Source organism: Streptomyces sp. NPDC088116, assembly GCF_044741745.1.
Taxonomy (GTDB): domain Bacteria; phylum Actinomycetota; class Actinomycetes; order Streptomycetales; family Streptomycetaceae; genus Streptomyces.
The window spans coordinates 207,758-229,952 of sequence record NZ_JBIUTF010000005.1; the positions used below are offsets into that span (position 1 = coordinate 207,758).

The window sequence follows — 22,195 nt, forward strand, 5'->3', positions numbered from 1 at the left end:
AACAGCAAGGCGTAAAGGTCGGTGGTGTGGGGGGGGGGGGGGGGGGCCGGGGGCCCCCCCCCCCCCCCCCCCCCCCCCCCCCCCCCCCCCCACCGGTGAAATTCCAAGAAATACGCGAGTGAACAGCCGAGTTGGGAAGGCCGGGTGGGCTGTGGCGGGTGTCTTTGAATCAGTGGTTGTGAAGGACAAGGAGCAGACAGGTGGTGGTCCGACCGCACCAAAATCGTCCGGAGAATTACTCACGGCCCACGGCCCGTCGCAGCGGCCCGGTCCGCTGAGTGCAGGACTGGGTGCGGCAGTGGTGCTGTGCCTGGCGATTTCTCTGATCCATGTGCTGATGATGTTTCTGCATGTGGCCCCTTCCAACGCCGTTTCCCAGCAGTTCAGTCGGCAGGTCAACACGTGGGTCTATCCGTTGTTCGAGCAGAACTGGCGCCTGTTCGCGCCGGAACCCGAGTCGGTCAACCGGCAGATCTCCGCGAGAACCGCGCACCTCACCGCGGACGGCACCGTGCGGGTGAGCAATTGGCTCGACCTGAGCGCGGTTGACAATTCAGCGACCAAGCACAATGTTCTCCCGAGCCATACGACACAGAACATGCTGCGCCGGGCCTGGACCTCTTATACCGAAATGCACGGCAGCGATGACGAGCCCCGTACCGAGCGCGCCGTGATGATCCAGAAGTATCTGCGCAATATCGCGGCGGCCCGTGTCACCGCCCATCACCGTGGTGCCTTCGAGTCCATTCAACTTCGCGTCACCAGTCTGCCCATCGCCCCGCCCGCCACGGCGAACGGCGACCGCCCGGCGGTCAGGACAGCGCCCGCGCCGAGCGACATCCGTGTCCTCCCCTGGTGGAAGGTGACCCCCGATGGGAACTGAACGAGAGCCGGTCACGGCATCCGCACCCCGTCCCCACTCCCGCCCCCGATGGCGCGCAGCCAACTCGCGGCTCCTCCACCGGGCCGGTGCGCTCTTGGCCGTACTGACCGAGCGGCCCGTGTCCCTGTACGCCACGGCGGTGCTGCGCATCGGGTACGGCCTGCTCTACCTCCTCTTCCTGCTGCGCGAGTTCCCGCACCGCGACGAGATCTGGGGGCCAGGTTCGGCGTGGACGCCGACGCTGGCGAAGCAGTTGTTCGACCAGACGGAATGGGCGAGCTTCCTGACGCTGTCCGACAGCAGGGCGTACTTCGAGGTCTGCTACGCGGTGGCCGTCGTGACGTCCGCACTCTTCATGCTGGGCTGGCGGACCAGAGCCGTGTCCGTGCTGTTCGCGGTGGTGGTGGCCTCGTTCCACGCCCGGTCGATCTTCATGACAGACGGAGGAGACAACCTCATCCTCCTCATGGCCGTCTACCTCGTCTTCACCGCATGCGGCCGACGCTGGTCCCTCGACGCACGCAGGGCCCGGCTCCGGACCTCCCAGGACAGAGCGCCCAAGCGGCCGGCCGATTCACACAGAACCGGACTTACGGGTCAACTCGGTGACGCACGGCAAACGTTGGTCACCGTCCTGCACAACTGCGGCATGTTCGTCATCGCCGCCCAGATCTGCATCCTCTACGGCTCCGCCGGCCTGTACAAGGTGCAGGGCACCACCTGGGGGAACGGCACAGCCCTCCACTACGTGCTGAACCTCGATCTGTTCCGGCCCTGGCCCGCGCTGTCCCACATGACAGACGGCCACATGACGCTGATCGCCATCGTCAGCTACCTGACCGTTCTGTTGCAGGTCGCCTTCCCGTTCGTCCTGTTCGGCCGGCTCAAGTACCCCGTCCTGGCAATGCTGCTGGGCATGCACATCGGCATCGGGGTACTGATGGGGCTACCGCTCTTCTCCGGCGCGATGATCATCGCTGATGCCGCGTTCCTCCCGGACCGCTTCTACCAGTCCCTGGCACGGCTGTGGCGGCGTACCGCACGGCCGACAGAGACCACCGGGGTCGGCTCACCAGCCGAAGGCACCGCGAACGTCCCGTCACAGCCCGGCCCCGCCGTCGTACAGAGGACGGGCTGACTGTCGGATACCGACGGCGCCTGTCCGTCCCGGGCTCCCGGGCGATTGCCGTCGAACACTTCCGTCAAGGCAAAAACCAGAGGCCCTGTGGATTCCTCCACAGGGCCTCTGGTCTGCTGTGCACTCGGCAGGATTCGAACCTGCAACCTTCTGATCCGTAGTCAGATGCTCTATCCGTTAAGCTACGAGTGCTTGGCGTTCCGGGCTTTTTCTTCCCGGTCGGCGTTGCGAGAACAACATTACATGACCTGCGCCGTCAGATGAAATCCGTTAGCCAGACTATGGCTGACCTGCGAAAACACCTCAGAATCAGCCCGGCGCACCCGGAGTGTCCGCAGCCTCCCCCGAGCCGTTCAACGACCGAAGCCCCGGCCGTGGGGCCGGGGCTTCGGTGATCGACACGCGGAGGCGGAGGGATTTGAACCCTCGATGGGCTTTAAGACCCAAACCGCATTAGCAGTGCGGCGCCATAGACCGGACTAGGCGACGCCTCCAGCTACATCCGCGCTCGCGCGAATGGTGCGTGCAGATGATGACACAGCCGGGTGGGCTGCCACCAATCGGTTCTCACGGTACTAGGCAGGCGGGCCGTAGAGCAAAGCACCTCCCGGGTGCGCAACGCATGGGGCCCACGCGCGTTAGAGATGCCGGGACGCCGTCCCCGGATCCGTAGAGATCGGTAACCTTTCAGGAGCTTCCATGCTGCGTCGCCTCGTCTGCACCGCCGCCGCCTCCGTCGCCGTGTCCGCCGTCGCGCTGGGCGCCGTCGCACCCGCCGCCTCCGCCGACGCCTTCGCCAGTACCTCCACCGTTCCGCTCACGCAGTTCACACGGCTGGCGCAGATCGCGCCCCTCGCGCCGATCGCGGAGCGCGCGCCGCTTCCGCTTCCCCTGCCCGAGGGGCGCGAGGGGCGTGGGGGGCGCGAAGGGGGACTGAAGGCTCAGGACGCGTTCAGCGTCACCGTCGCGGGCCTCAAGACCAAGGCCGCCCCGGCGACCTACCAGCTGAGGTGCGGGCCGGCCGGTGGGTCGCATCCGCAGGCCCGGTCCGCGTGCAACCGGCTCGTGCAGCTGGCCGCCGACGGGAAGGACCCGTTCGCGCCGGTGGCCAAGGACGCGCTGTGCACGATGCAGTACGGCGGCGACGCCACCGCGCGCGTCGCAGGTACCTGGAAGGGCCGGAGCGTCAAGGCCGTCTTCAACCAGAAGAACGGATGCGAGATCGCCCGCTGGCGGACGCTGGAGCCGTTCCTGCCCAGCGCCGCCTCGTAGGAGTCGGCGATCAGTCCGCGTCGGCGGTCATCGGCGGTCCGTCCCCCGGGCGGGTCGCCGTCCGCCGGGCAGGTCGCCGTCCACCGCCGAAAAGTCGGCCCCCGGAATACGTGCAGGTAGCGGCGTCCGAGACGGATTGCGGACCGGTGACCTGGGTATGAGGTGCCGGTGGCACAAGCCATCCGCACACAACCCCTGCGAGAGCTCCCGCTCATCCGCCGCCGGGGTCACCGTTCCAGCCCTTAGACTCCCTTCAGTGACAGGCCAGGACCCGAGGGGCAAGATGGGTGCGGCCGTCCGCAAGGTGCAGTAGGTCAGGGAGGAAGCGTCTCGTGAGCAGCAGGCCATCCCGGGGCGCTGCTCGCCTCGCGGCGATACTCGACGCACTGCCCGACGGCTTGGTGCTCGTCAACGCCAACGGCACGATCGTCAACGCCAACACCATCGCGCTGGAGATGTTCGAGACTCCCGGCACCGCGCTGGTCGGTCGCGGGCTGCTCGATCTGCTCCCCGAGTTCGACTCCAAGCTGATCCCCGGTTCCATGCGCCGCCCCGCTTCGGCGGACGCCCGTGGCCGTACGAAGCCGACGCGCATGATGGCACGGCGTACGGACGGCGGGGAGTTCCCGGCCGAAGTCACCAGCGCGAGCCTGGAGGACGGCCGGGACGCCTACAACGACTCGCACAGCTACACCGGCGACGAGCTGCTGATGCTGGTCGTACGGGATCTGTCCGGGACCATGGACACCGAGGCGGAGCTGGCGCGTTCGCAGCGGCAGACCGAGATGATCCTGCGGGCCGCGTCGGAGGGTGTCGTCGGTACGGACACCGACGGCCGGGTCGTCCTCGTCAACCCCGCCGCCGCCCAGATCCTCGGCTTCCGCGCCAGCGACCTGGGTGGCCATGAGCTGCACCCGCTGATCCTGCACTCGCGCGCGGACGGCGAACCCTTCCCGTACGCGGACTCGCCGCTCGCGGACACGCTCAGGTCGGGGCGCAAGCACCGGGTGCGCGGGCAGGTGCTGTGGGCGAAGAGCGGCAAGCAGGTGCCGGTCGACCTGACGACCGCGCCGGTACGGGACGGCGACCAGCTCGTCGGCGCCGTGATGACCTTCACCGACCGGCGTCCGTACGACGAACTCAGCGAGCAGCACACCACCGAGCTGGCCGAGGCGGCGGAACAGCACGCGGCGGAGCTGACGGAGACGACGGTCCGCCTCACCACCGAGCTGGCCGAGACGACCGACCGGCTCACCAGCGAACTCGCCGAGACGACCGACCGCCTCACCGCCGAACTCGCCGCCGCCGACGAACGGCACGCGGCGGAACTCGCCGACCGCAGCGACCGGTACGCGGCCGAGATCGAGGAACTGACGGAGCGGTACCAGGAGACGGCCGACCGGCACTCCCAGCTGACCGCCGTCCTCGGCGAATCGCTGCGCGGGCCGCTGGAGGAGCTGCGCGGCGAACTGACCACCCTCTCCGCCGATCCGGCCGGGCAGCTGTGGCCCGAGGCCAACCAGATCCTGCATCATCTGGCCGCCGGTTACTCCCGGATGACGACGCTCGTGGACAACGTCCTCGGGTACCAGAAGCTCGACGCCGGAACGGAACAGCTGGCCAAGACGAACACCCTGCTCGACGGGGTCGTGGCGGCCGGTGTGGAGGGCGCGGTCGAGCTGATCGGGCCCGGCCGGGCGCAGTTCGCGGTGCATGCCCCGCCGATCGAGGCCGAGGTGGACGGCGGACGGCTGGCCACGGCGCTCGCGCATCTGGTCGCCGATGTGGCCGGGGTCGACTCGACGGGCCGGGCCCGGGTCGTGCCGGGTGGCGGTTACCTCGACTCGACGATCGTGGTCGCCGCCGCGCAGCGCGGCAATGTCGTACGGATCGAGGTGCGCGGTCCGTTCGCCGGTGGTGATCCGGTGCATGAACCGATCGTGCGCGGGATCGTACGGGCGCACGGCGGCGTGCTCCAGACGCACGAGGTGCCGGGCATGAGCGGCAGCGCGTACGTACTGGAGGTGCCGCTCGGCGAAGGCGCGGGTACGGTCCAGCCGCCCGCCCAGGCGCCGTCGGCGCAGCCCGCGCTGCCCGCCCAGGCGTCGCAGTCCCCGCAGTCCCCGGAGTCTTCGTCGCCCTCACCGTCCTCACCGTCCTCGCAGCAGCGTGGTCCTGGCACCTCGGCGGGTGGCAGGCGGCGAGCGCGGAGGGCGTCCACGGACGCGTTCCTCGACGGCCCGGTGGAGGCCCCCGGCGACCGCGAGCCGACAGGACGGCGCCGGGCGCGCGCGGCCGGCGCGGCCGAGGACGCCACAGCCTCTGAACAGGACAGCCAGGGCGGTCAGGGCGGTGGGACCGGTCAGAGTGACCAAGGTGGTCAGGGCGGTCAGCTGATTCCGGCGCAGGCCTCCGGTCCCGGTGGCGGCACCGGCCGTCGGCGTGGGCGGCCGAGCCCTGCGGAGGAGTCCGAAGCACCCGCGCCGAATGCCGGGGCCCGTTTCGCCCTGCCCCCGGGCGCGCCGTCCGAGGGGTCGGTCGTCACGGCCGCCGAAGGGGCGCATCCGACCGGGCGCGCGGCGCTCGGCCAGGCCGTACCGCCCGGAGGGGTGCCTCCGGAGACCGCGACGGGGACAGGGCGGCGGGCGCGGCGCGCGCTGCCGGCCCTGCCCTCGGGTCCCGTGTCGCCCAGTCCGATCGCGGCTCCCGGTCCCGTGGGGCCCGCCAGTGCCATCCCACCCGCCGCTCCGGCCGAGGCTGCCTCGCCGTCCGCCCCCGCAGCGCCGTCGGCCGAGCCCGCGGCCCCGGCTCAGGGGCAGCTCCAGCCTCCGGGCGCGACGCCCGGTACGTATCCGGTTCCCTCGGCCGGTGCCTCCCCGGGGCAGCCCGCCGGGCGCCGGGCACGGCGCGCGCTGGCACCCGCGCAGGAACGGCCCGCCCCCGCACCTGCCGAGGAAGGACCCCGGAGCGCGTTCGCTCTGCCGCCCGCCGCTGCCGACCGGACGCCTTCCCCGGCCCCGCCGACCGGGCCCGCCGGGCCCATCAGGCCGACGGCCGACGGTTCGGTGCCGGGCCACCACGACGCCGTACGGGACGCCGCGGAGCCGGAAGCCGATCACACCCCGCCGAAGGCGCACCCCTTGCCGCCGGGGCGGCGCCGGGCGCGCAGTGCCCCCGCGGCAGCGCCCGAGTGGCCCGAGAGCGGTACTCCCGGTCAGGGACTCGCCTGGCCCGCGGCGGAGAACCAGATCGAAGGGGCCGAAGGGGTCGAAGAGCCCGTCGAACTCGACACCGGTGCCATGGCCGTCGACCCGCACGGCTGGGCGGGGCCCGGCCAGGACGCCCCCGGCCGGGGCGCGGGCCTGGGGACCAACGGGCAGGGACTGCCGGCCTCTTCGGGCTTCGGCATGATGCCCGGCCCGCCCGGCTGGCCCGACGCCCCCGAGCCGAGCAGCGGCACCGACGGTGCCGGCCAGGGCGCGTACGGCGTCGCGAACGGGCGGCCCGCGCGCACTCGCGCCCACGAAACGGACAGCCGTACGGACATTCGTACGAACGGTGGCACCGGCAGCGTTCCGACCGGCCAGGCACCCCGGACCGCTGGGGCGCCTGGGACTCCTGGGGTTCCCGTAGTTCCCGGGGCCGGACAGGTGACGCCGACCGGACAGGTCGCACAGGCCTCTGAAGCCACATCCGCCTCGTCCGCCGCTTCGGCCGCCTCTTCGGAGTCGTCTCTTCCGGATCCCCGGCTCGGCGCTCACCAGCCGCTGCCGCCCGCGCAGCCCCTCCCCGAGGAGACACCGCCGCCGGCACCGATCCCGCCCGACTCGACCATGGGGCGCGCCTTCAACGTGCGTACTCTCGGCCAGGGCATGCCCTTCGTCCAGCCCCAGACGCAGAATCAGTCCCAGGCCCCGACGCGGGGCAAGGCACCCGGGCAGGGGCAGGCGCAGGGCAAGGCTCCGGGCCAGCCGCAGTCCCTCGGGTCCGGCAGGCGCCGCAAGCTGGGCACCCCGCCCGACGGCACCGAGCGCGCCGAGCCGAATGCCCAGTCCCACCCGCAACTTCACGCGCAGCCCCACCAGGGTCAGCAGCCCCACCAGGGCCCGTCGCAATCCGGCACGGGCACACGCACGGGCACGGGCACGCGCACCGGCGCTTCCCAAACCGCCCAGGCCGCCCAGGCCGCGCAGGCCTCCCTTGGCGGTTCGCGGCTGCCCGCCGCGTACTCGGAGGGACGGTCGTACGCGATAGGAGCGCCCGACGAGGGCGCCGAGGGCCCCGAGCCGCTGGACGGTCCCGGCGGCGCGGTCGAGGTCGCCAACCGCCCGCAGCCACAGCCCGTCGACGACGAACTCCCCCCGGAGCCGCTCGACAACCCCCGTCGGCTGCTGGTCTGGCCCGCGCCGGACGTCGCCACCGAACAGGCGCTGAGTTCCCGTGGCTACCGTCCCGTGATCGTGCACTCCCGCGAGGAGGTCGACGCCCAGATCGCCGCGTTCCCCGCGGCGCTGTTCGTCGACCCGCTGACCGGGCCGATCACCCGGACCGCCCTCCAGTCGCTGCGCCAGGCCGCGGTCGCGGCCGAGGTCCCCGTCCTGGTGACGTCGGGTCTGGGCCAGGCGACCCGCGAAGCGGCGTACGGCGCGGACCCGGCCGTACTCCTCAAGGCCCTGGCACCGCGCGACAGCGAACAGCACCCGTCCCGCGTCCTGTTGATCGAGGAGCACGACGAGATCGCGGTCGCGCTGACGGAGACGCTGGAGCGGCGCCTCATGCAGGTCGCGCGGGCGTCCACCGACGAGGAAGCGGTCCACCTGGCCACCCAGATGCGGCCGAACCTGGTGGTCATGGACCTGATGCAGGTACGGCGCCGACGCGCGGGCATCATCGACTGGCTGCGGGCGAACGGCCAGTTGAACCGGACCCCGCTGGTCATCTACACCTCGACCGGCATCAACGAGGCGGATCTGCCGCGGCTCGCGTCCGGCGAGACCGTACTGTTCCTCGCGGAACGCTCCACCAGCACCGAGGTGCAGTCCCGGATCGTCGACCTGCTCGCGAAGATCGGGACCAACTAGGTCCTGTCCGGTCGGTCTTGTCGGATCGGCCCGGTGGCATTCCGGCAACGCGGCGAGGGTGCGGTGCCGGGTGTTCCGGGCCCGGCGGCCCCCGGCAGGGTCTGTGTCCGCTGCGCGATCCGGGCGCGACCGAGCTGGTACGAGGACGACGGCGCCCTGGGGCCGGCTCGGTGATTGCTCAGGCCCCGGTGAGCTTTCCGGCGGGCGTGGTGTCCTGGACGTGTGCCGCCGGGCTGGGGCGGCCGGGCAGCAGGAGGCAGAGTGGAACGGCCGCGGCGGTGAACGCGGCGGCCCACCAGAAGGCGTCGCCGAATCCCGAGGCCAAGGCGTCGGGGGTGTGCGCGCCGACGGAGGTCCGCTGAAGGATCACGGCCAGGAGCGCGGTGCCCGCGGAGCCGCCGATCTGCTGGGCCATGCGGCCGATGCCGGCGCCTTGGGGGATCTCTTCGGGCTTGAGCCCGACGAAGGGGGCGCCCATGATCGTGATCATCGCGGCTCCCAGTCCGATGCCGCGCAGGAACAGTACGGCCATCAGCGCGATGTCGCTGGTGGAGGCGGTGACGAAGCCGAACGGCACGGTGGCCGCGCAGGTGAGGACGAAGGCGGCGACGGCGACCGGACGCGGTCCGAAGCGGTCCATGTAGCGGCCGGCCAGCGCACGGGAGAGCAGCGTGCCCATGCCTTGCGGGATGAGCAGCAGCGCGGCGCCGAGGGCGGATTCGCCGCGGACCTGCTGCCAGTACAGCGGCAGGAGCAGCATGGTGCCGTACAGGGCGGCGCCGGACAGGAAAACGAGCACCGAGGACGCGGTCAGGGCGCGGTGACGGAAGAGCCGGATGTCGACCAGGGCGTCCGGGCCCCGCCGCAGTGCCCAGCCGAGGTAGCCGAGCAGCAGGGCGAGTCCGGCGAACAGGGGCAGTGCGACCTCGGGGCTGGTCGGTCCGTCGGATCCGGCGAGCCGGGTCAGGCCGTAGATGGCGGCGGCGATGCCCGGTGAGAGCAGGAGCATGCCGACGACATCGAGGCGGGGGCGGGGCGCGGATTCGTCCTTGGGCAGGTTGCGGGCGGCGAGCCAGGCGCCGACGACGCAGAAGGGCACGTTGAACAGGAAGATCCAGCGCCAGTCGCCCAGGTGCAGGATGATGCCGCCCAGGACGGGGCCGACGATCGGGCCCAGCGCGGTGGGCACGGTGATCAGCGACATGACCTTGCCGATGTGGCGGCCCTTGGCCGCCTGCATGATCAGCGTGGTCATCAGCACCATCATGATGCCGCCGCCGAAGCCCTGGACCACCCGGAAAACGATCAGGCTCCGCACGTTCCACGCCGAGGCGGACAGCAGTGACCCGATGAGGAACAGGCCCAGCGCCGCGATCCACAGGCGCTTGCCGCCGAGGGCCGCCTGGAGCCATCCGACCGCCGGCATCACGGTGGCCAGGGCCAGCAGGTAGGCGGTGCTCACCCACTGGATGTCGGCGAGCGAGGCGTGCAGCTGCTCGGCGAGGCTGTCGATGGCGACCGTCATGATCGTGGTGTCGAAGATGACGGCGAGCGCGCCGATGATCAAGGTGAAGGCCAGGCGCCGCAGGGCCGGTTCGATGCGGTCAGGGCCTGCGTCCGCGGATGTGGGCTTGGCGTCATCAGCGTTCATGAGGGCTCCGTAAGATACAGATATCTATCTAACGGGAGCCAGACTAGGCCGCTAGGATTAGATAGGCAAATCTATCTAGAACGCGAGGGGATACGCATGGCCGAGCGACGCCGCGGAGCGGCACTGGAGAAGGCGCTGCTCGACGCGGCCTGGGCGGAACTCACCGACAACGGGTACGCCAGGTTCACCATGGACGCCGTCGTCAAGCGCGCGGGCACCAGCCCCCCGGTCCTCTACCGCCGCTGGTCCGACCGCGACGAACTCGCCCGCGCGGCCATCGTGCACACCCTTCGGGCACATGTCCTCGACGCTCCCGACACCGGAAGCCTGCGCCAGGACGTGCTCACCCTGATGCGGAAGATCAACGACGCCACCCACGTCCAGCTCGTCACCGTCATGAGCACGCACCTGGCCAGTCACCACCAGGAGACCGGAACCAGCCCCGGCAATCTGATCGACCCCTCCGTGACGGGGCGCAAGGAAGCCGTCGACGTGCTCTTCGAGCGCGCCGTCGACCGCGGCGAGATCAAACCCGCGCTCCTCACCGAACGCATCAAGTCCCTCCCCTTCGACCTACTGCGCCACGAGTTCCTCACGACGTTCGCCCCCGCGCCCGACCGCGTCCTCGAAGAGATCGTCGACACGATCTTTCTGCCCCTGGTGCGCTGACCGCGGCACCGCACGCGTGAACCGGGGAGGTGGGCCCTTTTGCCCGAGGAAGATCAAATCGAGCCGCACGCCGACCGCGAAATACCGGAGTGCCAGGGCTCGCGAGCCCTGGCACCATCCGAATGAGAGGCCGTGGACGGTCGATCCTGTCGGGCGTTGCGGGCCCGGCGAAGACCGACCGGACAGGGCCTAGCCGCGGCTCTTGAACTCCGCCGTGCCCAGGGTGGTGAACCAGTCGCGGACCTTGTCGACGTCGTCGGTGGTCGCGAGGGAGAGCAGGAGCAGGATGCGGGCCTTCTGGGCGCTGAGGTCCGCCGCGCCGATCACCGCGCCGTCCGCCTTGTCGTCGTAGACGGCGCCATTGCCCGTACGGGTGGTGGAGGCGAAGACCACGTCCTTCTTCTCGACGGCCTCGTCACGCGCCTTGGTCATCGCCGGTGAGATGCCGCCCGCGCCCGTGCCCGCGGTGACGACACCGGCCGCGCCGGAGTCCGCGAACCCCTTGATGGCCTCGCCGCCCGCGTCCTGATAGCTGTAGGCGATCTCGACCTTCGGCAGGCTCTTTCCCCGGCCCGCGATCTTGTCGAGATCGAACGGCGTCTTCCAGCCCGGCTTGCCGCACTTGTCCACCCGCGCGGGCGCCCTGTTGATCCGGACGCGGTCCTGGTCCACCACGCCCAGGGCGCCGCCGGCACCGCTGTTGAACGTGTCCATGCGCAACGCGTCCGACTTGCGGGCCTCGCGGGCGGCCTGTATCTCGTCGTTGAGCATGATGACGCTGCCGAAGCAGGTCGTCTTGCCGCTGGCGGCAAGCTGGATGGCGTTGTACAGATTCGCCGGCGCGTCGGTTCCGATGACGGTCCAGGGGCGCATCGATCCGGTCAGGATGACCGGCTTGTCGCTGCGGACGGTCAGGTCGAGCCAGTAGGCGAACTCCTCCATGGTGTCCGTCCCGGTGGTGACGACCGCCGCGTCTTTCGTACGCAGTTGTTCGTCGACCGTCCGGGTCAGCCTGCGGAAGTCGGCCATGGTGTAGGCACTCGACCCCTTGTTGCCGAACTGCACGGTGGAGACGTCGGCCACGCGGCCCACCTCCGGCTTGAGATCACCCACCAGCTTGGAGACGGGGAGTTTGCCCGACTCGTAATCCTGGAAGTCCACCCGGCTCTTGCTCACCCCGGCGATCGTTCCGCCGGTGCCGATGACCGCGACCTTGGGCAGCTTGGCCGGGGCCTTGCGCTGCTCGGCGGCGGTGGCCGTACCCGCGGTCAGGGCTATGACAGCCGTCAGCAGGACGGATCGACGCAGCATTCCTCGCATAACAGAACTCTCTTTTCCGGGATCGACAGGAAGCTGGGGTTCCGGGATCGCCGGTACTGCCGTGATGCGCCCGGATCGGGTGGAGCCGAGCACAGTCTGGGGAAAGAGTGGCCGAGCCACGTTTCACGCTGCGCCGTCCCCGTTAATTCTGCGTTTCTCCTGCCTGCCGTGTTGCAACGGCAACGAGAAACGCTCTCAGACCCGCACGACCTGCAACGCCCCTTCGGCGAAGCGCCCCCGCAACACCTTCTTGTTGAACTTCCCCACGCTCGTCTTGGGCACCTCGGCCACCACGGCCCACCGCTCCGGCAACTGCCACCGTGCGATTCCATTGGAGGCGAGGTGCTCACGAAGGGCGAGGAAATCGGCCGAGGCACCGTCCCGGAACACCACGGTGGCCAGCGGCCGTTCTCCCCATTTCTCATCCGGGACGGCCACGACGGCGGCCTCGGCGATGTCGGGGTGGGACATGAGCACGTTCTCCAGCTCGACCGACGAAATCCACTCGCCGCCCGACTTGATGACGTCCTTCGCCCGGTCGGTGAGGGTCAGGTATCCATCGGGGGAGATCGTCCCCACGTCCCCCGTCTTCAGCCAGCCGTCCTCGCTGAACTTGTCAGCCGGACGCGTGGACTCACCCTCCACCCCGCCGACGTACGCGCCGGTGACCCAGGGCCCGCGCACCTCCAGCTCACCGGCCGACGCACCGTCCCACGGAAGTACCTCACCGCCCGGACCGACGAGGCGTCCCTCGACGCCCGCCGGAAAGCGGCCCTGCGTAAGCCGGTAGGCGAACTCCTCCTCGGAACCGGGCGCCACCGTGGCCGGCGGCCTCGCCACCGTGCCCAGCGGCGACGTCTCCGTCATGCCCCAGGCGTGGAAGACCCGCATTCCGAGCTCGTCGAATGCCTTCATCAGGGACGGCGGGCACGCCGAGCCGCCGATCGTCACCTGGGTCAGGGTGCTGACGTCACGCGGTTTCGCGGTCAACTCGGCGAGCAGGCCCTGCCAGATGGTGGGAACGGCGGCGGCGTGCGTGGGCCTTTCGCGCTCGATCATTTCGGCGAGCGGGGCGGGCTGGAGGAATCGGTCGGGCATCAGCATATTGATGCCGGTCATGAACGCCGCGTGCGGCAAACCCCAAGAATTACAATGAAATTGGGGCACGATCACCAGCGAGAGGTCCGCATCCGTCAGACCCATCGACTCGGCCATGTTGACCTGCATGGAGTGCAGATAGATGGACCGATGCGAATACGCGACCCCCTTGGGCTCCCCGGTGGTCCCGGACGTGTAGCAGAGCGAGGCCGCGCGCCGTTCGTCCAGCTCCGGCCAGTCATAGGCCGTGGGGTGCCCGGCGAGCAATTCCTCGTACTCGTGAACCCGCACTCCGGAAGCCGCGGACAATGCCGCACGGGCTTCGTCGGCCACCGCGCCGGAAACGACCACGTGCTCAAGCTGCGGCAAATCCGGGAGGAGCGGGAGCAGCAACCCGGCCAATGAGCCATTGACCAAGATCACCTTGTCGCCGGCGTGGCGCGCGATGTAACTCAGCTGGTCCGCCGGAAGCCGCAGATTCAGCGTGTGGAGAACCGCGCCCATGGACGGTACGGCGAAGTACGCCTCCACATGCTCGGAGTTGTTCCACATCAGGGTCCCCGTGACATCACCCTCGCCGACACCCAGCCCACGGAGCGCGTGTGCCAGTTGCGCGGCACGTGCCCCCACCTCGGCGAAGCTGCGGCGCTGTGGCTCGCTCCCGCCGGTCCAGGTGGTGACCTGTGACGTTCCGTGTACGGTCATCCCGTGACGCAGGATGCGGGTCACAGTCAGCGGTACGTCCTGCATGGTGCTGAGCACGGCGTCCTCCCGGTGGGCGCTTGCGCTGCGTGGCAGAAAAAGCAGAAGAGTTGCGCGAATTGTGCGCACGTACCGTGCGGTATGTCACTACCCGGGAGCGGAAACCGCCGTACGAACCCTCCGAAGCCCATCAGGATCAAACGTCAAACGTCAGGCGCCAGGCATCAGTCGTCGTATCAGCGGGCCGGTGCGAGCTCCGGGTCCTCGCGGAGCTTGCCGAGGGCGCGCGACACCGCGCTCTTGACCGTGCCGACCGAGACGCCGAGCACCTCCGCGGTCTGGGTCTCGCTGAGATCCTCGTAGTACCGCAGGACGACCATCGCCCGCTGCCGGTCGGGGAGTCTCATCACCGCGCGCCACATCGCGTCGTGGAGCACCTGCCGCTCGGCGGGGTCGGGTTCCGGCAGTCCCGCCGGCTCGGGCAGTTCCTCGCAGGCGAATTCGTCGACCTTGCGCTTGCGCCACTGCGAGGTACGGGTGTTCAGCAGGGCGCGGCGGACGTAACCGTCCAGGGCTCGGTGGTCCTGGATCCGGTCCCAGGCGACATACGTCTTGGTGAGAGCCGTCTGAAGCAGGTCCTCGGCGTCGCACGGGTTGGAGGTGAGCGAGCGAGCGGTCCGCAGCAGTACGGGGCCCCGCGCCCGTACATACGAGGAGAACGACGCGTAGGGCGGGTACGGGACGTGGGCGACCTGCGGCGCGAATGCCTGCTGCGGGTGGGCCTGCTGCGGCGGCTGCGTCTGGTGTACCGGCTGGCCGTGAGCCGGGTGCGCGGAGGGCGCGTTCAGCGATGCGTACGGCGGGAACGCGGCCGGCTTGGCGGCTTTGAAGGCGTCCGTGCAGACAGGCGTGGTCATGGCTCCACGCTAGGAGCGGACCCTTCGCAGGGGATCGGCCCCAAGTCCCGAAGGCTTGTCCGCCTCAGGGAGTACTCGTGGTGTCGGCTGCACCTCCTGAAGGTGGAGAGCGGGAGTGGACCCGTCAGGGTCCGGCCCCCGGGGCGAGGGCCACAGGACACTCGCGGGCCCGGCAGCCGGGCGGTCGGCGGCGTCACTCGCAGGTGGGACGGCGTACGGTACGAGGCTGGCGCGACGGACTCTTCGGCCCTGCGGCCGGGGCACGCGAAAAGGCCCGTACGGCTTGCGTACAGGCCACCCAGGCCCATGCGTACGGGCCCCACCCGCGCCCATGCGTACGGGGGCCCACCCGCGCCATGTGTCCAGGCCACCCACGTACGGAACGTACGGAACGTGCGATACGGCGCGGCACGAGCGGCACGCGTGCCACATCACGCGTGCCACATGCGGAGAACGGACTGCGCGACGGCGCCGAAGCACCGTCGCGCAGAACGTCGTTCACCCCTCGGTCATCCCCCCGTCGGGCCGCGCATTACTACAGGAAGCGGTTGAAATTGACCGCGATGGTCTCGTTGGACTGGTCGATGGCGGTGAAGGCCGAGCCGATCACGTTCGCGGTCTTGTTCTGATTCGAGGCTCCTGCGCCGGTCGCCACCTGTTGCGTGGTCGTCGAATTGCCGAGGTTCGCGCCGCCTACCCCGGTACCGCCGATCGTGGCCACGGTCGCGTTCGATCCATCGTTGGAGACGGCGCCGTTGTCAGCCTGGGCCACACCGGTGTAGAGCGCGGCGACGAGGGGCAGCGCGGCGACAGCGGCGAAGGCACGAGCGGTACGGAAGCTTGCCATGTCATTTCCTCCAGTGAACCAGAAGTACGGCTGTTTCCAAGGCAGTTGGCCGACCGCCTCGGTCGTGGTGACGACGTCGCGAATCCAGAATTGCCCACCGAATCCGCCGCGAACCACCCTGGAGGACCTGATTCGCTCGCAAGCGTGATGACATGTCGATAAACCCCTGATGCGCCCCCAAAGCCCCAGCTCAACCCCCATCGTCGACAAACCCGGTCACCACCCGGCCGCCACCTGGTCACCACAAGGGTTCCCGGCGGGGGACCAAAAGGTGCGCGATCGCCTGAATGTGGCGTTCTCTCGCCACCACCCCTTCCCTTCTTCGAACATCTGTACGAACGTAGATTCATGGCCACCACCGCCCGGCACTCCGCCACCACCCCGGCCCTCGCCCACGCGCTGTCCGCCGCCGAACGTGGGCTCCCCGTCTTCCCCCTGTCCCCCACCAAGCTCCCCGCGCTGCGCTCGCCCCATCGGGACGAGCCCGAGCCGGTCCGCTGCCGTGGCGAATGCGGGCTCCCGGGCCACGGCGTGCACGACGCGACCACCGACCCCACCGGCGTACGCGCCCTGTTCGCCGCCGCGCCCTGGGCCACCGGCTACGGCATCGCCTGCGGCAGGCCCCCGCATCGGCTCATCGGTATCGATCTCGACGTCACGCCCGCCGACGGCGTCGGTGCCACCGCCGGTGCGGGTGCCGGTGCGGGTGCCGGTGCCGGTGCGGGCTCCCATGGCGGTCCCGCTCCGGACTACGGTCCCGCTCCGGACTCCGTGGCCGCCCTCCAGCAGCTGGCGCTCCAGCACCTGTTCACGCTGCCGGAGACCGTGATCGTCCTGACCCCCAGCGGCGGCCGTCACATCTGGCTGACGGGCCCGCCGGACGTCGTCGTGCACAACTCGGCGGGCCGCCTCGCCCCCGGTATCGATGTCCGTGGCACCGGCGGCTATCTCGTCGGCCCCGGCTCCGTCACGGCCCGTGGCGCGTACCGGGTGGCTCCGGGCTCGGCCGGACTCCGGCCCGCCCCGTGCCCTCGCGCGCTCCTGCGGCTGCTCGCGCCGCCCGTACACCCGCGACACCAGCCCCAGGGACGGCCCGCGCAGGGTCACGGCCTGGTGCGGTTCGTCCTCGCGGCGCACGAGGGACAGCGCAACACCCGGCTGTTCTGGGCCGCTTGCCGTGCGTACGAGCACGGATACGGCGAGGCCCTCGTGGAACCGCTGGTCGCCGCCGCCGTACGTACGGGCCTGAACGAACGCGAGGCGCGCGCGGCCATCGCCTCGGCCGCCCGCCTGACGGCCGGCCCCTGACCGCCCGTCAGGGACCGGCCGCGGCTCCTGGCGCGCGGCAGGTGGTGTGCGGCCCGCGGGAGCACCGTTCACCGGCTTTCCGGTGTAACAAGTGGTAGGTACAGTGACCGCATGAGCAAGAAGGAGGCACTCACCCTGGCCACGGCCGACCTCCTGTGGGAGCGGGGGTACACGGGCATGAGCCCGGCCATGATCCTGGAGCGCGCGGAAGCGGGCCAGGGGAGCATGTACCACCACTTCTCCGGCAAGGCGGGGCTGGCCGTCGCCGCCATGACGCACATGAGCGACCAGCTCCGGTCCAGCGTGGAGGAAGCCCTGGACGGGGAGGAGTCCGCCGTCGCGCGCGTCTGCGCCTTCCTCGACCGGGAGCGCGACCCGCTGGCCGGCTGCCGCATGGGGCGCCTGGCACAGGACCACGACGTCGTCGCCGACGCCGGTCTGCGCGCTCCCACGGCGGACTTCTTCACCTGGCTCGCCGACCGCCTGTCCGCGGTGCTCGCGGACGGGGTGCGCACGGGTGAACTCCGTTCCGACACCGACCCGGACATGATGGCTTCGCTGATCATCGCGACGGTGCAGGGCGGTTACGTCCTCGCCCGCGCGCACCAGGATCCCGCGGCGTTCCACCGGGCGGTCGACGGCGCCAAGCAGGTTGTGACGTGTCTCGCCGCCGCTCAGGGCCAGGACTGACGCGAACAGGACGGACGCGACACGGTACGAGTCGCCGACGCGAATCCGTACGAGCTGCCGCTTCGTCGCCGCACGAGCTGACACGAGCTGACACGAATCCGTACCAGTTGACGCTCCGTCATGTCCCTTTCCTGGCAAGGCCATTGGGGCCTGCCGCCGCTCGTACCGTCTCCACGACGCGGACGCCAAGTCGGCACGACGCAATTGATGCCGCCCGCAGACCATTCATTCAGAAGACTCATGAAACCAATTCATGTACGAGGCGAATGGATGGGCGGCCGCGGCTATTTCCCCTCCGCCCGGTCCCTCGTCTAACTTTCTGAAGTGCAAGCGGTAATACCTTGCAGGGTCGGGCTCCACCCGGACGCGACCGGATCACCGTATCCCTCCGCAGTATCACGCGCTCACCGATGTTCACCTTCTGCCATCCGGACGGAGAATCCGCATGGGTAACGAAAATGCCGTCAAGTACAAGCCCTACAATCGTTCGTCGATCAAGCGGGCACCCCAGTGGGAACGCATTCCTGAGGAACTCCGCGAAGCGGTCGACGTGGTCACCCACGTACTGCCGTTCAGAACCAACCAGTACGTGCTGGAACAGCTCATCGACTGGGACCGCATACCGGACGATCCGATCTTCCGGCTGAACTTTCCGCACCGGACGATGCTGGATCCGGACGACTACACGACGCTCCGGGACCTGATGCGCTCGGGCGACAAGAAGCTGCTGGCCAAGGAGATCCACCAGGTCCGCTCGCGCATGAATCCGCATCCGGCCGGCCAGTTGACGCACAACGTGCCGCGGTTGGACGGCGAGGTCGTCCCGGGGATCCAGCACAAGTACGCGCAGACCGTCCTCTTCTTCCCGAGCGCCGGCCAGACGTGCCACGCGTACTGCACGTTCTGCTTCCGGTGGCCGCAGTTCGTCGGGGAGGACGACCTGCACTTCGCGGCCCGGGACGCCGCGGGCCTGGCGGCCTATCTCAAGCGGCACCCCGAGGTCACGGACGTGCTGATCACCGGCGGCGACCCGATGATCATGCGGACGGCCACGCTGGAGCGCTACCTCGAACCGCTCCTGTCGCCGGAGCTGGCGCACATCCAGAACATCAGGATCGGCACGAAGGCCCTCGGGTACTGGCCGCAGCGCTTCGTCAGCGACGTGGACGCCGACGGGCTCCTGCGTCTGTTCGAGCGCCTGGTGGCCGCCGGAAAGCACCTCGCGCTGATGGGCCACTACAACCACCCGGCCGAACTGCGGCCCGAGATCGCGCAGAACGCCCTGCGCCGCGTCCTCGCGACCGGCGCCGTCGTCCGTATGCAGTCGCCCGTACTGCGGCACATCAACGACGACCCGGCGGCCTGGAACGAACTCTGGACCCGGGGCGTGCGACTGGGCGCCGTCCCGTACTACATGTTCGTCGAGCGGGACACCGGCGCGCGGTCCTATTTCGAGCTGCCGCTGGCAGAGGCGTACGACATCTTCCGTACCGCCTACGAATCGGTCTCCGGCCTTTCCCGTACCGTGCGCGGGCCGTCGATGAGCGCCTTTCCCGGAAAGGTACTCATCGACGGAGTCCCGACGATCCGCGGCGAGAAGGTATTCGCCCTGCAATTCCTCCAGGCACGCCGGGGAGATGTCGTACGCCGTCCCTTCTACGCGAAATTCGATCCCGCCGCGACCTGGTTCGACCAGCTCGTCCCGGCCTTCGGCGAGCCCACATTCTTCTTCGAAGAGGAACCGGTCGCGGACGGCCCTTCCGTGCTCGGCCGGCCGCTCGACCTCGTGGGGGCGTGAGGCACATGACCGAGGAAACGCATCCGACCTATGAAGTCCTGGCACTCCGTTTCGGCACGCACGCCGACCGGCCGGCGCGGGACAACTTCCTTTTCGACGAAGGGCAGTTCACGCCGGGCCCGATGCCGATGGACTTCTACCTCTGGGTGATCCGCGACGACCGGCATCTCCTGCTGGTGGACACCGGCTTCTCCGAGGAGATGGCGCTGCGCCGCGGACGGACCCTGTTCCGCTGCCCCGTCGACGCCCTGGCCGACATCGATGTCACGGCCGATGACGTACCGGACGTCGTGATCACCCACATGCACTACGACCACGCCGGGAACCTCGACCGCTTCCCGGCGGCCCGCGTCCATCTGCAAGAGGAGGAACTGCGCTTCTGCACCGGGCCGTCGATGCGCCACCACGCCGTACGCAGACCCTTCGAGCCGGTCAACGTCCACACGGCCGTGCAAGGGCTGTTCGAGGAACGGCTGGTGCTGCACCGGGGGGAGGCCGAGATCCTCCCCGGGGTGACGGTGCACCGGGTACCGGGCCACACCCCGGGCACCCAGGTGGTCCGGGTGCCCACCGCGCGCGGCTGGGTCGTGCTGGCGAGCGACGCCACCCACCTGTGGGACAACATCCGGCTGCGCAGCCCGTTCCCCATCGTCGACCAGCTCACGCCGATGATGGAGGGCTACGCCACGATCGAGGCCCTGGCGGACAGCGACGACCACATCATTCCCGGGCACGATCCGCGGGTGGCCGAGCGGTTCCCCCGGCTGCCGGGGGCGCCGGACTGGGTCCGCCTCCACGAAGAGCCCCTCGCCGAGCCCGTTCCCGTAGAGCCTGTTCTCGACGGCACACGAACCGGCACGCAAACGGGAACGCCGACCCGTACGCCGACCGGCACGCCGCCCCGTACGCAGACCGGCACGCCGACCGGCACGGTGGCGAACGGGGCCCTGCGGTGAGGGCCCTGCGGGTGTCCGTCGTAGGAGTGGGGCCACGCGGCCTGAGCGTCCTGCAACGGATCTCCGACCTCGCCGACCGGCTGCCGGAGGGGTACGCCCTGGAGGTGCACCTCATCGACCCGGGCGACGGCGGCCAGGGCTCGCACTCCGGGCGCCAGCCCGCCCATCTGCTGACCAACACCGTTGCCAGCCAGGTGACGATGTTCGCCGACGGGCGGGGCCCCTCGTTCACCGAGTGGGCGGCGGGCAGCGGCTACCGGGAATTCGGCGCCGCGTTCTATCCGACGGGCGGCGACGCGGGCGACGCGGTCGGGGAACACGCCTATCTGCCACGGCAGATGCTCGGTGCCTATCTCAGCTGGGTCTTCGACCACACGGTGCGCGGCCTGCCGCCCCGGGTCGGCGTCGTGCACCACCGCGACCGGGCCGTGGACATCGGGGTACGGGACGACGGACGCTTCGACGTCCGCCTGGAGAAGGGATTCGTCCTCGTCGGCGACTACGTGTTCCTCACCACCGGACACGGCCGGCGCATCCCCACCGAGGAGGACCGCGCGCACGAGGCGTTCGCCCGGGAGTACGGCAGCCGCAACCCCCGGCTCCTGTACTGCCCCACTCCCTATCCGGTCGAGGTGCTCCAGGAGATCGCCCCGGGCTCGACCGTCGCCGTGCAGGGATTCGGGCTGACCGCGCACGACGTGATATCCGAACTGACCGTCGGCCGCGGCGGACAGTTCCACGGGACGGAACCGGACATGGAGTACCGGCCCTCCGGACGCGAGCCCGGCATCCGGCTCTTCTCCCGCCAATGCCTGCCGTTCAGCGCGCGGGGGGTGAACCAGAAGGGCGTCACCGGACAGCACCGGCCCCGGTTCTTCACCAAGGAGGCCGTCCACCGGCTCCAGGAGGAGGCGCGGGAGCGCAGGGGCGATCCCCGGCTCGATTTCGAGAGCGAGGTCCTTCCGCTCCTGCTGCGGGAAATGGGATACGCGTACCGCACGGCGCGGGAACAACGCCCCGTCGCGCCCGAGGACTACCACCTCACGACGGCCGAACGGCAAGCGGTCGAGGCCGTCATCGACCCGTTGCGTGGCAGACGATTCGCGAACCAGCGAGCGTTCACGGACTTCTTCGTCGACTACCTGGTCGGCGACCTGGAGCACGCGGAACTCGGCAACAGGACAAGTCCGCTGAAGGCCGCCACCGATGTCGTCCGGGACACCCGGGCGGCGCTGCGGGAGGCCGTCGAGTTCGGCGGGCTCACCCCCGCGTCGCACCGTACGTTCAACGGGACGTACGTCGCGGTCATGAACCGGATCGCGTTCGGCCCGCCCCGGCACCGCAACCACCAGCTCCTCGCGCTGCTGCGGGCGGGGATCGTGGACCTGGCCGGCGGACCGGGCTGCCGGGTGAGCGCCGACCCGGACGCGGCACGGTTCGCGATCGGCACGGACTACCCGGACGGCCCGGAGGTCCGTCACGCGGACGCCCTGGTCATCGCCCGCCTCGACGCGTTCGTCCCCGGGCACGACAGGTCGCCGCTGATCGGGAACCTGCTGGAGCGCGGTCTGGTCCGCCCCTTCGCGAACGGCTCGTTCGAGCCGGGCGGCCTCGACATCGACGAGCGGGGACGGCCGGTCACGGCGTCCGGTGAGCCGCTCGACGCCGTCTGGGCGGTCGGCTGCCCGGTCGAGGGGCCGCGGTTCTACACCCACGCGCTGCCCCGGCAGGGACTGGCCTCGCAGTTCACCCTCGATGCCGACACCGCCGTACGGGACATGGTCGACCACATCCGCCGGCGAGACGACACCACCCGGGAGGAAGAGCATGCCGGTGCAGTCCGGAAGTCAGTTTCCGTACCCTGA

The 22,195-nt window shown here is 70.0% G+C and carries 15 protein-coding genes and 2 tRNA genes; 10 read left to right on the forward strand and 7 right to left on the reverse strand.

All coding sequences use genetic code 11. The features are described from left to right. Window positions 1–178 precede the first annotated feature (178 nt). Entirely contained in the window at window positions 179–883 is a 705-nt protein-coding gene (locus tag ACIOJD_RS21470) for a DUF5819 family protein (protein ID WP_401915962.1), read from the forward strand. Next, window positions 873–2,021: an HTTM domain-containing protein gene (locus ACIOJD_RS21475; protein WP_401915963.1), complete on the forward strand. Its 1,149-nt coding sequence runs from the start codon at window positions 873–875 to the stop codon at window positions 2,019–2,021. Before ACIOJD_RS21470 ends, ACIOJD_RS21475 begins: the two co-directional genes overlap by 11 nt. A gap of 119 nt (window positions 2,022–2,140) precedes the next feature. Here ACIOJD_RS21475 and ACIOJD_RS21480 read toward each other — a convergent pair. Both ACIOJD_RS21480 and ACIOJD_RS21485 read right to left on the reverse strand, forming a co-directional pair. After that, a tRNA-Arg gene (locus ACIOJD_RS21480) sits at window positions 2,141–2,213 on the reverse strand. A 211-nt stretch (window positions 2,214–2,424) separates the two neighbouring features. Continuing rightward, window positions 2,425–2,515: transfer RNA gene (locus ACIOJD_RS21485), tRNA-Ser, on the reverse strand. Between the two features lie 205 nt (window positions 2,516–2,720). Between ACIOJD_RS21485 and ACIOJD_RS21490 the strand changes: the two genes are divergently transcribed. Further along, window positions 2,721–3,293: an SSI family serine proteinase inhibitor gene (locus tag ACIOJD_RS21490; protein ID WP_401915964.1), complete on the forward strand. Its 573-nt coding sequence runs from the start codon at window positions 2,721–2,723 to the stop codon at window positions 3,291–3,293. Between the two features lie 332 nt (window positions 3,294–3,625). Next, window positions 3,626–8,374 carry a PAS domain-containing protein gene (locus ACIOJD_RS21495; RefSeq protein WP_401915967.1) on the forward strand — a complete coding sequence of 1,583 codons (4,749 nt, stop codon included), beginning with the start codon at window positions 3,626–3,628 and terminating at the stop codon, window positions 8,372–8,374. 178 nt (window positions 8,375–8,552) lie between these two features. Here the strand turns inward: ACIOJD_RS21495 and ACIOJD_RS21500 are convergent, their stop codons facing one another. Further along, window positions 8,553–10,025 (reverse strand): MDR family MFS transporter, encoded by a 1,473-nt coding sequence (locus ACIOJD_RS21500; protein ID WP_401915969.1) that lies wholly within the window; start codon window positions 10,023–10,025, stop codon window positions 8,553–8,555. 96 nt (window positions 10,026–10,121) lie between these two features. Here ACIOJD_RS21500 and ACIOJD_RS21505 point away from each other — a divergent pair, with 96 nt between their 5' ends. After that, window positions 10,122–10,694, forward strand: a complete 573-nt coding sequence (locus ACIOJD_RS21505) for a TetR/AcrR family transcriptional regulator (protein WP_401915972.1) — start codon at window positions 10,122–10,124, stop codon at window positions 10,692–10,694. A 189-nt stretch (window positions 10,695–10,883) separates the two neighbouring features. Here ACIOJD_RS21505 and ACIOJD_RS21510 read toward each other — a convergent pair whose 3' ends face one another. The 4 genes from ACIOJD_RS21510 to ACIOJD_RS21525 all read right to left on the reverse strand — a co-directional run bounded on the left by ACIOJD_RS21510 (window position 10,884) and on the right by ACIOJD_RS21525 (window position 15,578). Continuing rightward, complete coding sequence (locus ACIOJD_RS21510) at window positions 10,884–12,005, reverse strand: asparaginase (RefSeq protein WP_401915974.1); 1,122 nt, start codon at window positions 12,003–12,005, stop codon at window positions 10,884–10,886. 204 nt (window positions 12,006–12,209) lie between these two features. Beyond that, window positions 12,210–13,874, reverse strand: coding sequence for a long-chain fatty acid--CoA ligase (locus ACIOJD_RS21515; RefSeq protein ID WP_401915976.1), 1,665 nt, complete (start codon window positions 13,872–13,874; stop codon window positions 12,210–12,212). Window positions 13,875–14,050: 176 nt separating this feature from the next. Continuing rightward, window positions 14,051–14,731: a SigE family RNA polymerase sigma factor gene (locus ACIOJD_RS21520; RefSeq protein ID WP_401915978.1), complete on the reverse strand. Its 681-nt coding sequence runs from the start codon at window positions 14,729–14,731 to the stop codon at window positions 14,051–14,053. Window positions 14,732–15,266: 535 nt separating this feature from the next. Beyond that, complete coding sequence (locus tag ACIOJD_RS21525; protein WP_401882057.1) at window positions 15,267–15,578, reverse strand: hypothetical protein; 312 nt, start codon at window positions 15,576–15,578, stop codon at window positions 15,267–15,269. 348 nt (window positions 15,579–15,926) lie between these two features. Between ACIOJD_RS21525 and ACIOJD_RS21530 the strand changes: the two genes are divergently transcribed. The 5 genes from ACIOJD_RS21530 to ACIOJD_RS21550 all read left to right on the forward strand — a co-directional run bounded on the left by ACIOJD_RS21530 (window position 15,927) and on the right by ACIOJD_RS21550 (window position 22,195). Continuing rightward, window positions 15,927–16,886, forward strand: a complete 960-nt coding sequence (locus tag ACIOJD_RS21530; protein ID WP_401915982.1) for a bifunctional DNA primase/polymerase — start codon at window positions 15,927–15,929, stop codon at window positions 16,884–16,886. A 111-nt stretch (window positions 16,887–16,997) separates the two neighbouring features. Continuing rightward, window positions 16,998–17,576 (forward strand): TetR/AcrR family transcriptional regulator, encoded by a 579-nt coding sequence (locus ACIOJD_RS21535; protein WP_401915985.1) that lies wholly within the window; start codon window positions 16,998–17,000, stop codon window positions 17,574–17,576. A gap of 445 nt (window positions 17,577–18,021) precedes the next feature. Beyond that, entirely contained in the window at window positions 18,022–19,374 is a 1,353-nt protein-coding gene (locus ACIOJD_RS21540; RefSeq protein WP_401915988.1) for a KamA family radical SAM protein, read from the forward strand. A 5-nt stretch (window positions 19,375–19,379) separates the two neighbouring features. Continuing rightward, complete coding sequence (locus ACIOJD_RS21545; protein WP_401915989.1) at window positions 19,380–20,330, forward strand: N-acyl homoserine lactonase family protein; 951 nt, start codon at window positions 19,380–19,382, stop codon at window positions 20,328–20,330. Window positions 20,331–20,341: 11 nt separating this feature from the next. Then, window positions 20,342–22,195 (forward strand): FAD/NAD(P)-binding protein, encoded by a 1,854-nt coding sequence (locus tag ACIOJD_RS21550; RefSeq protein ID WP_401915992.1) that lies wholly within the window; start codon window positions 20,342–20,344, stop codon window positions 22,193–22,195.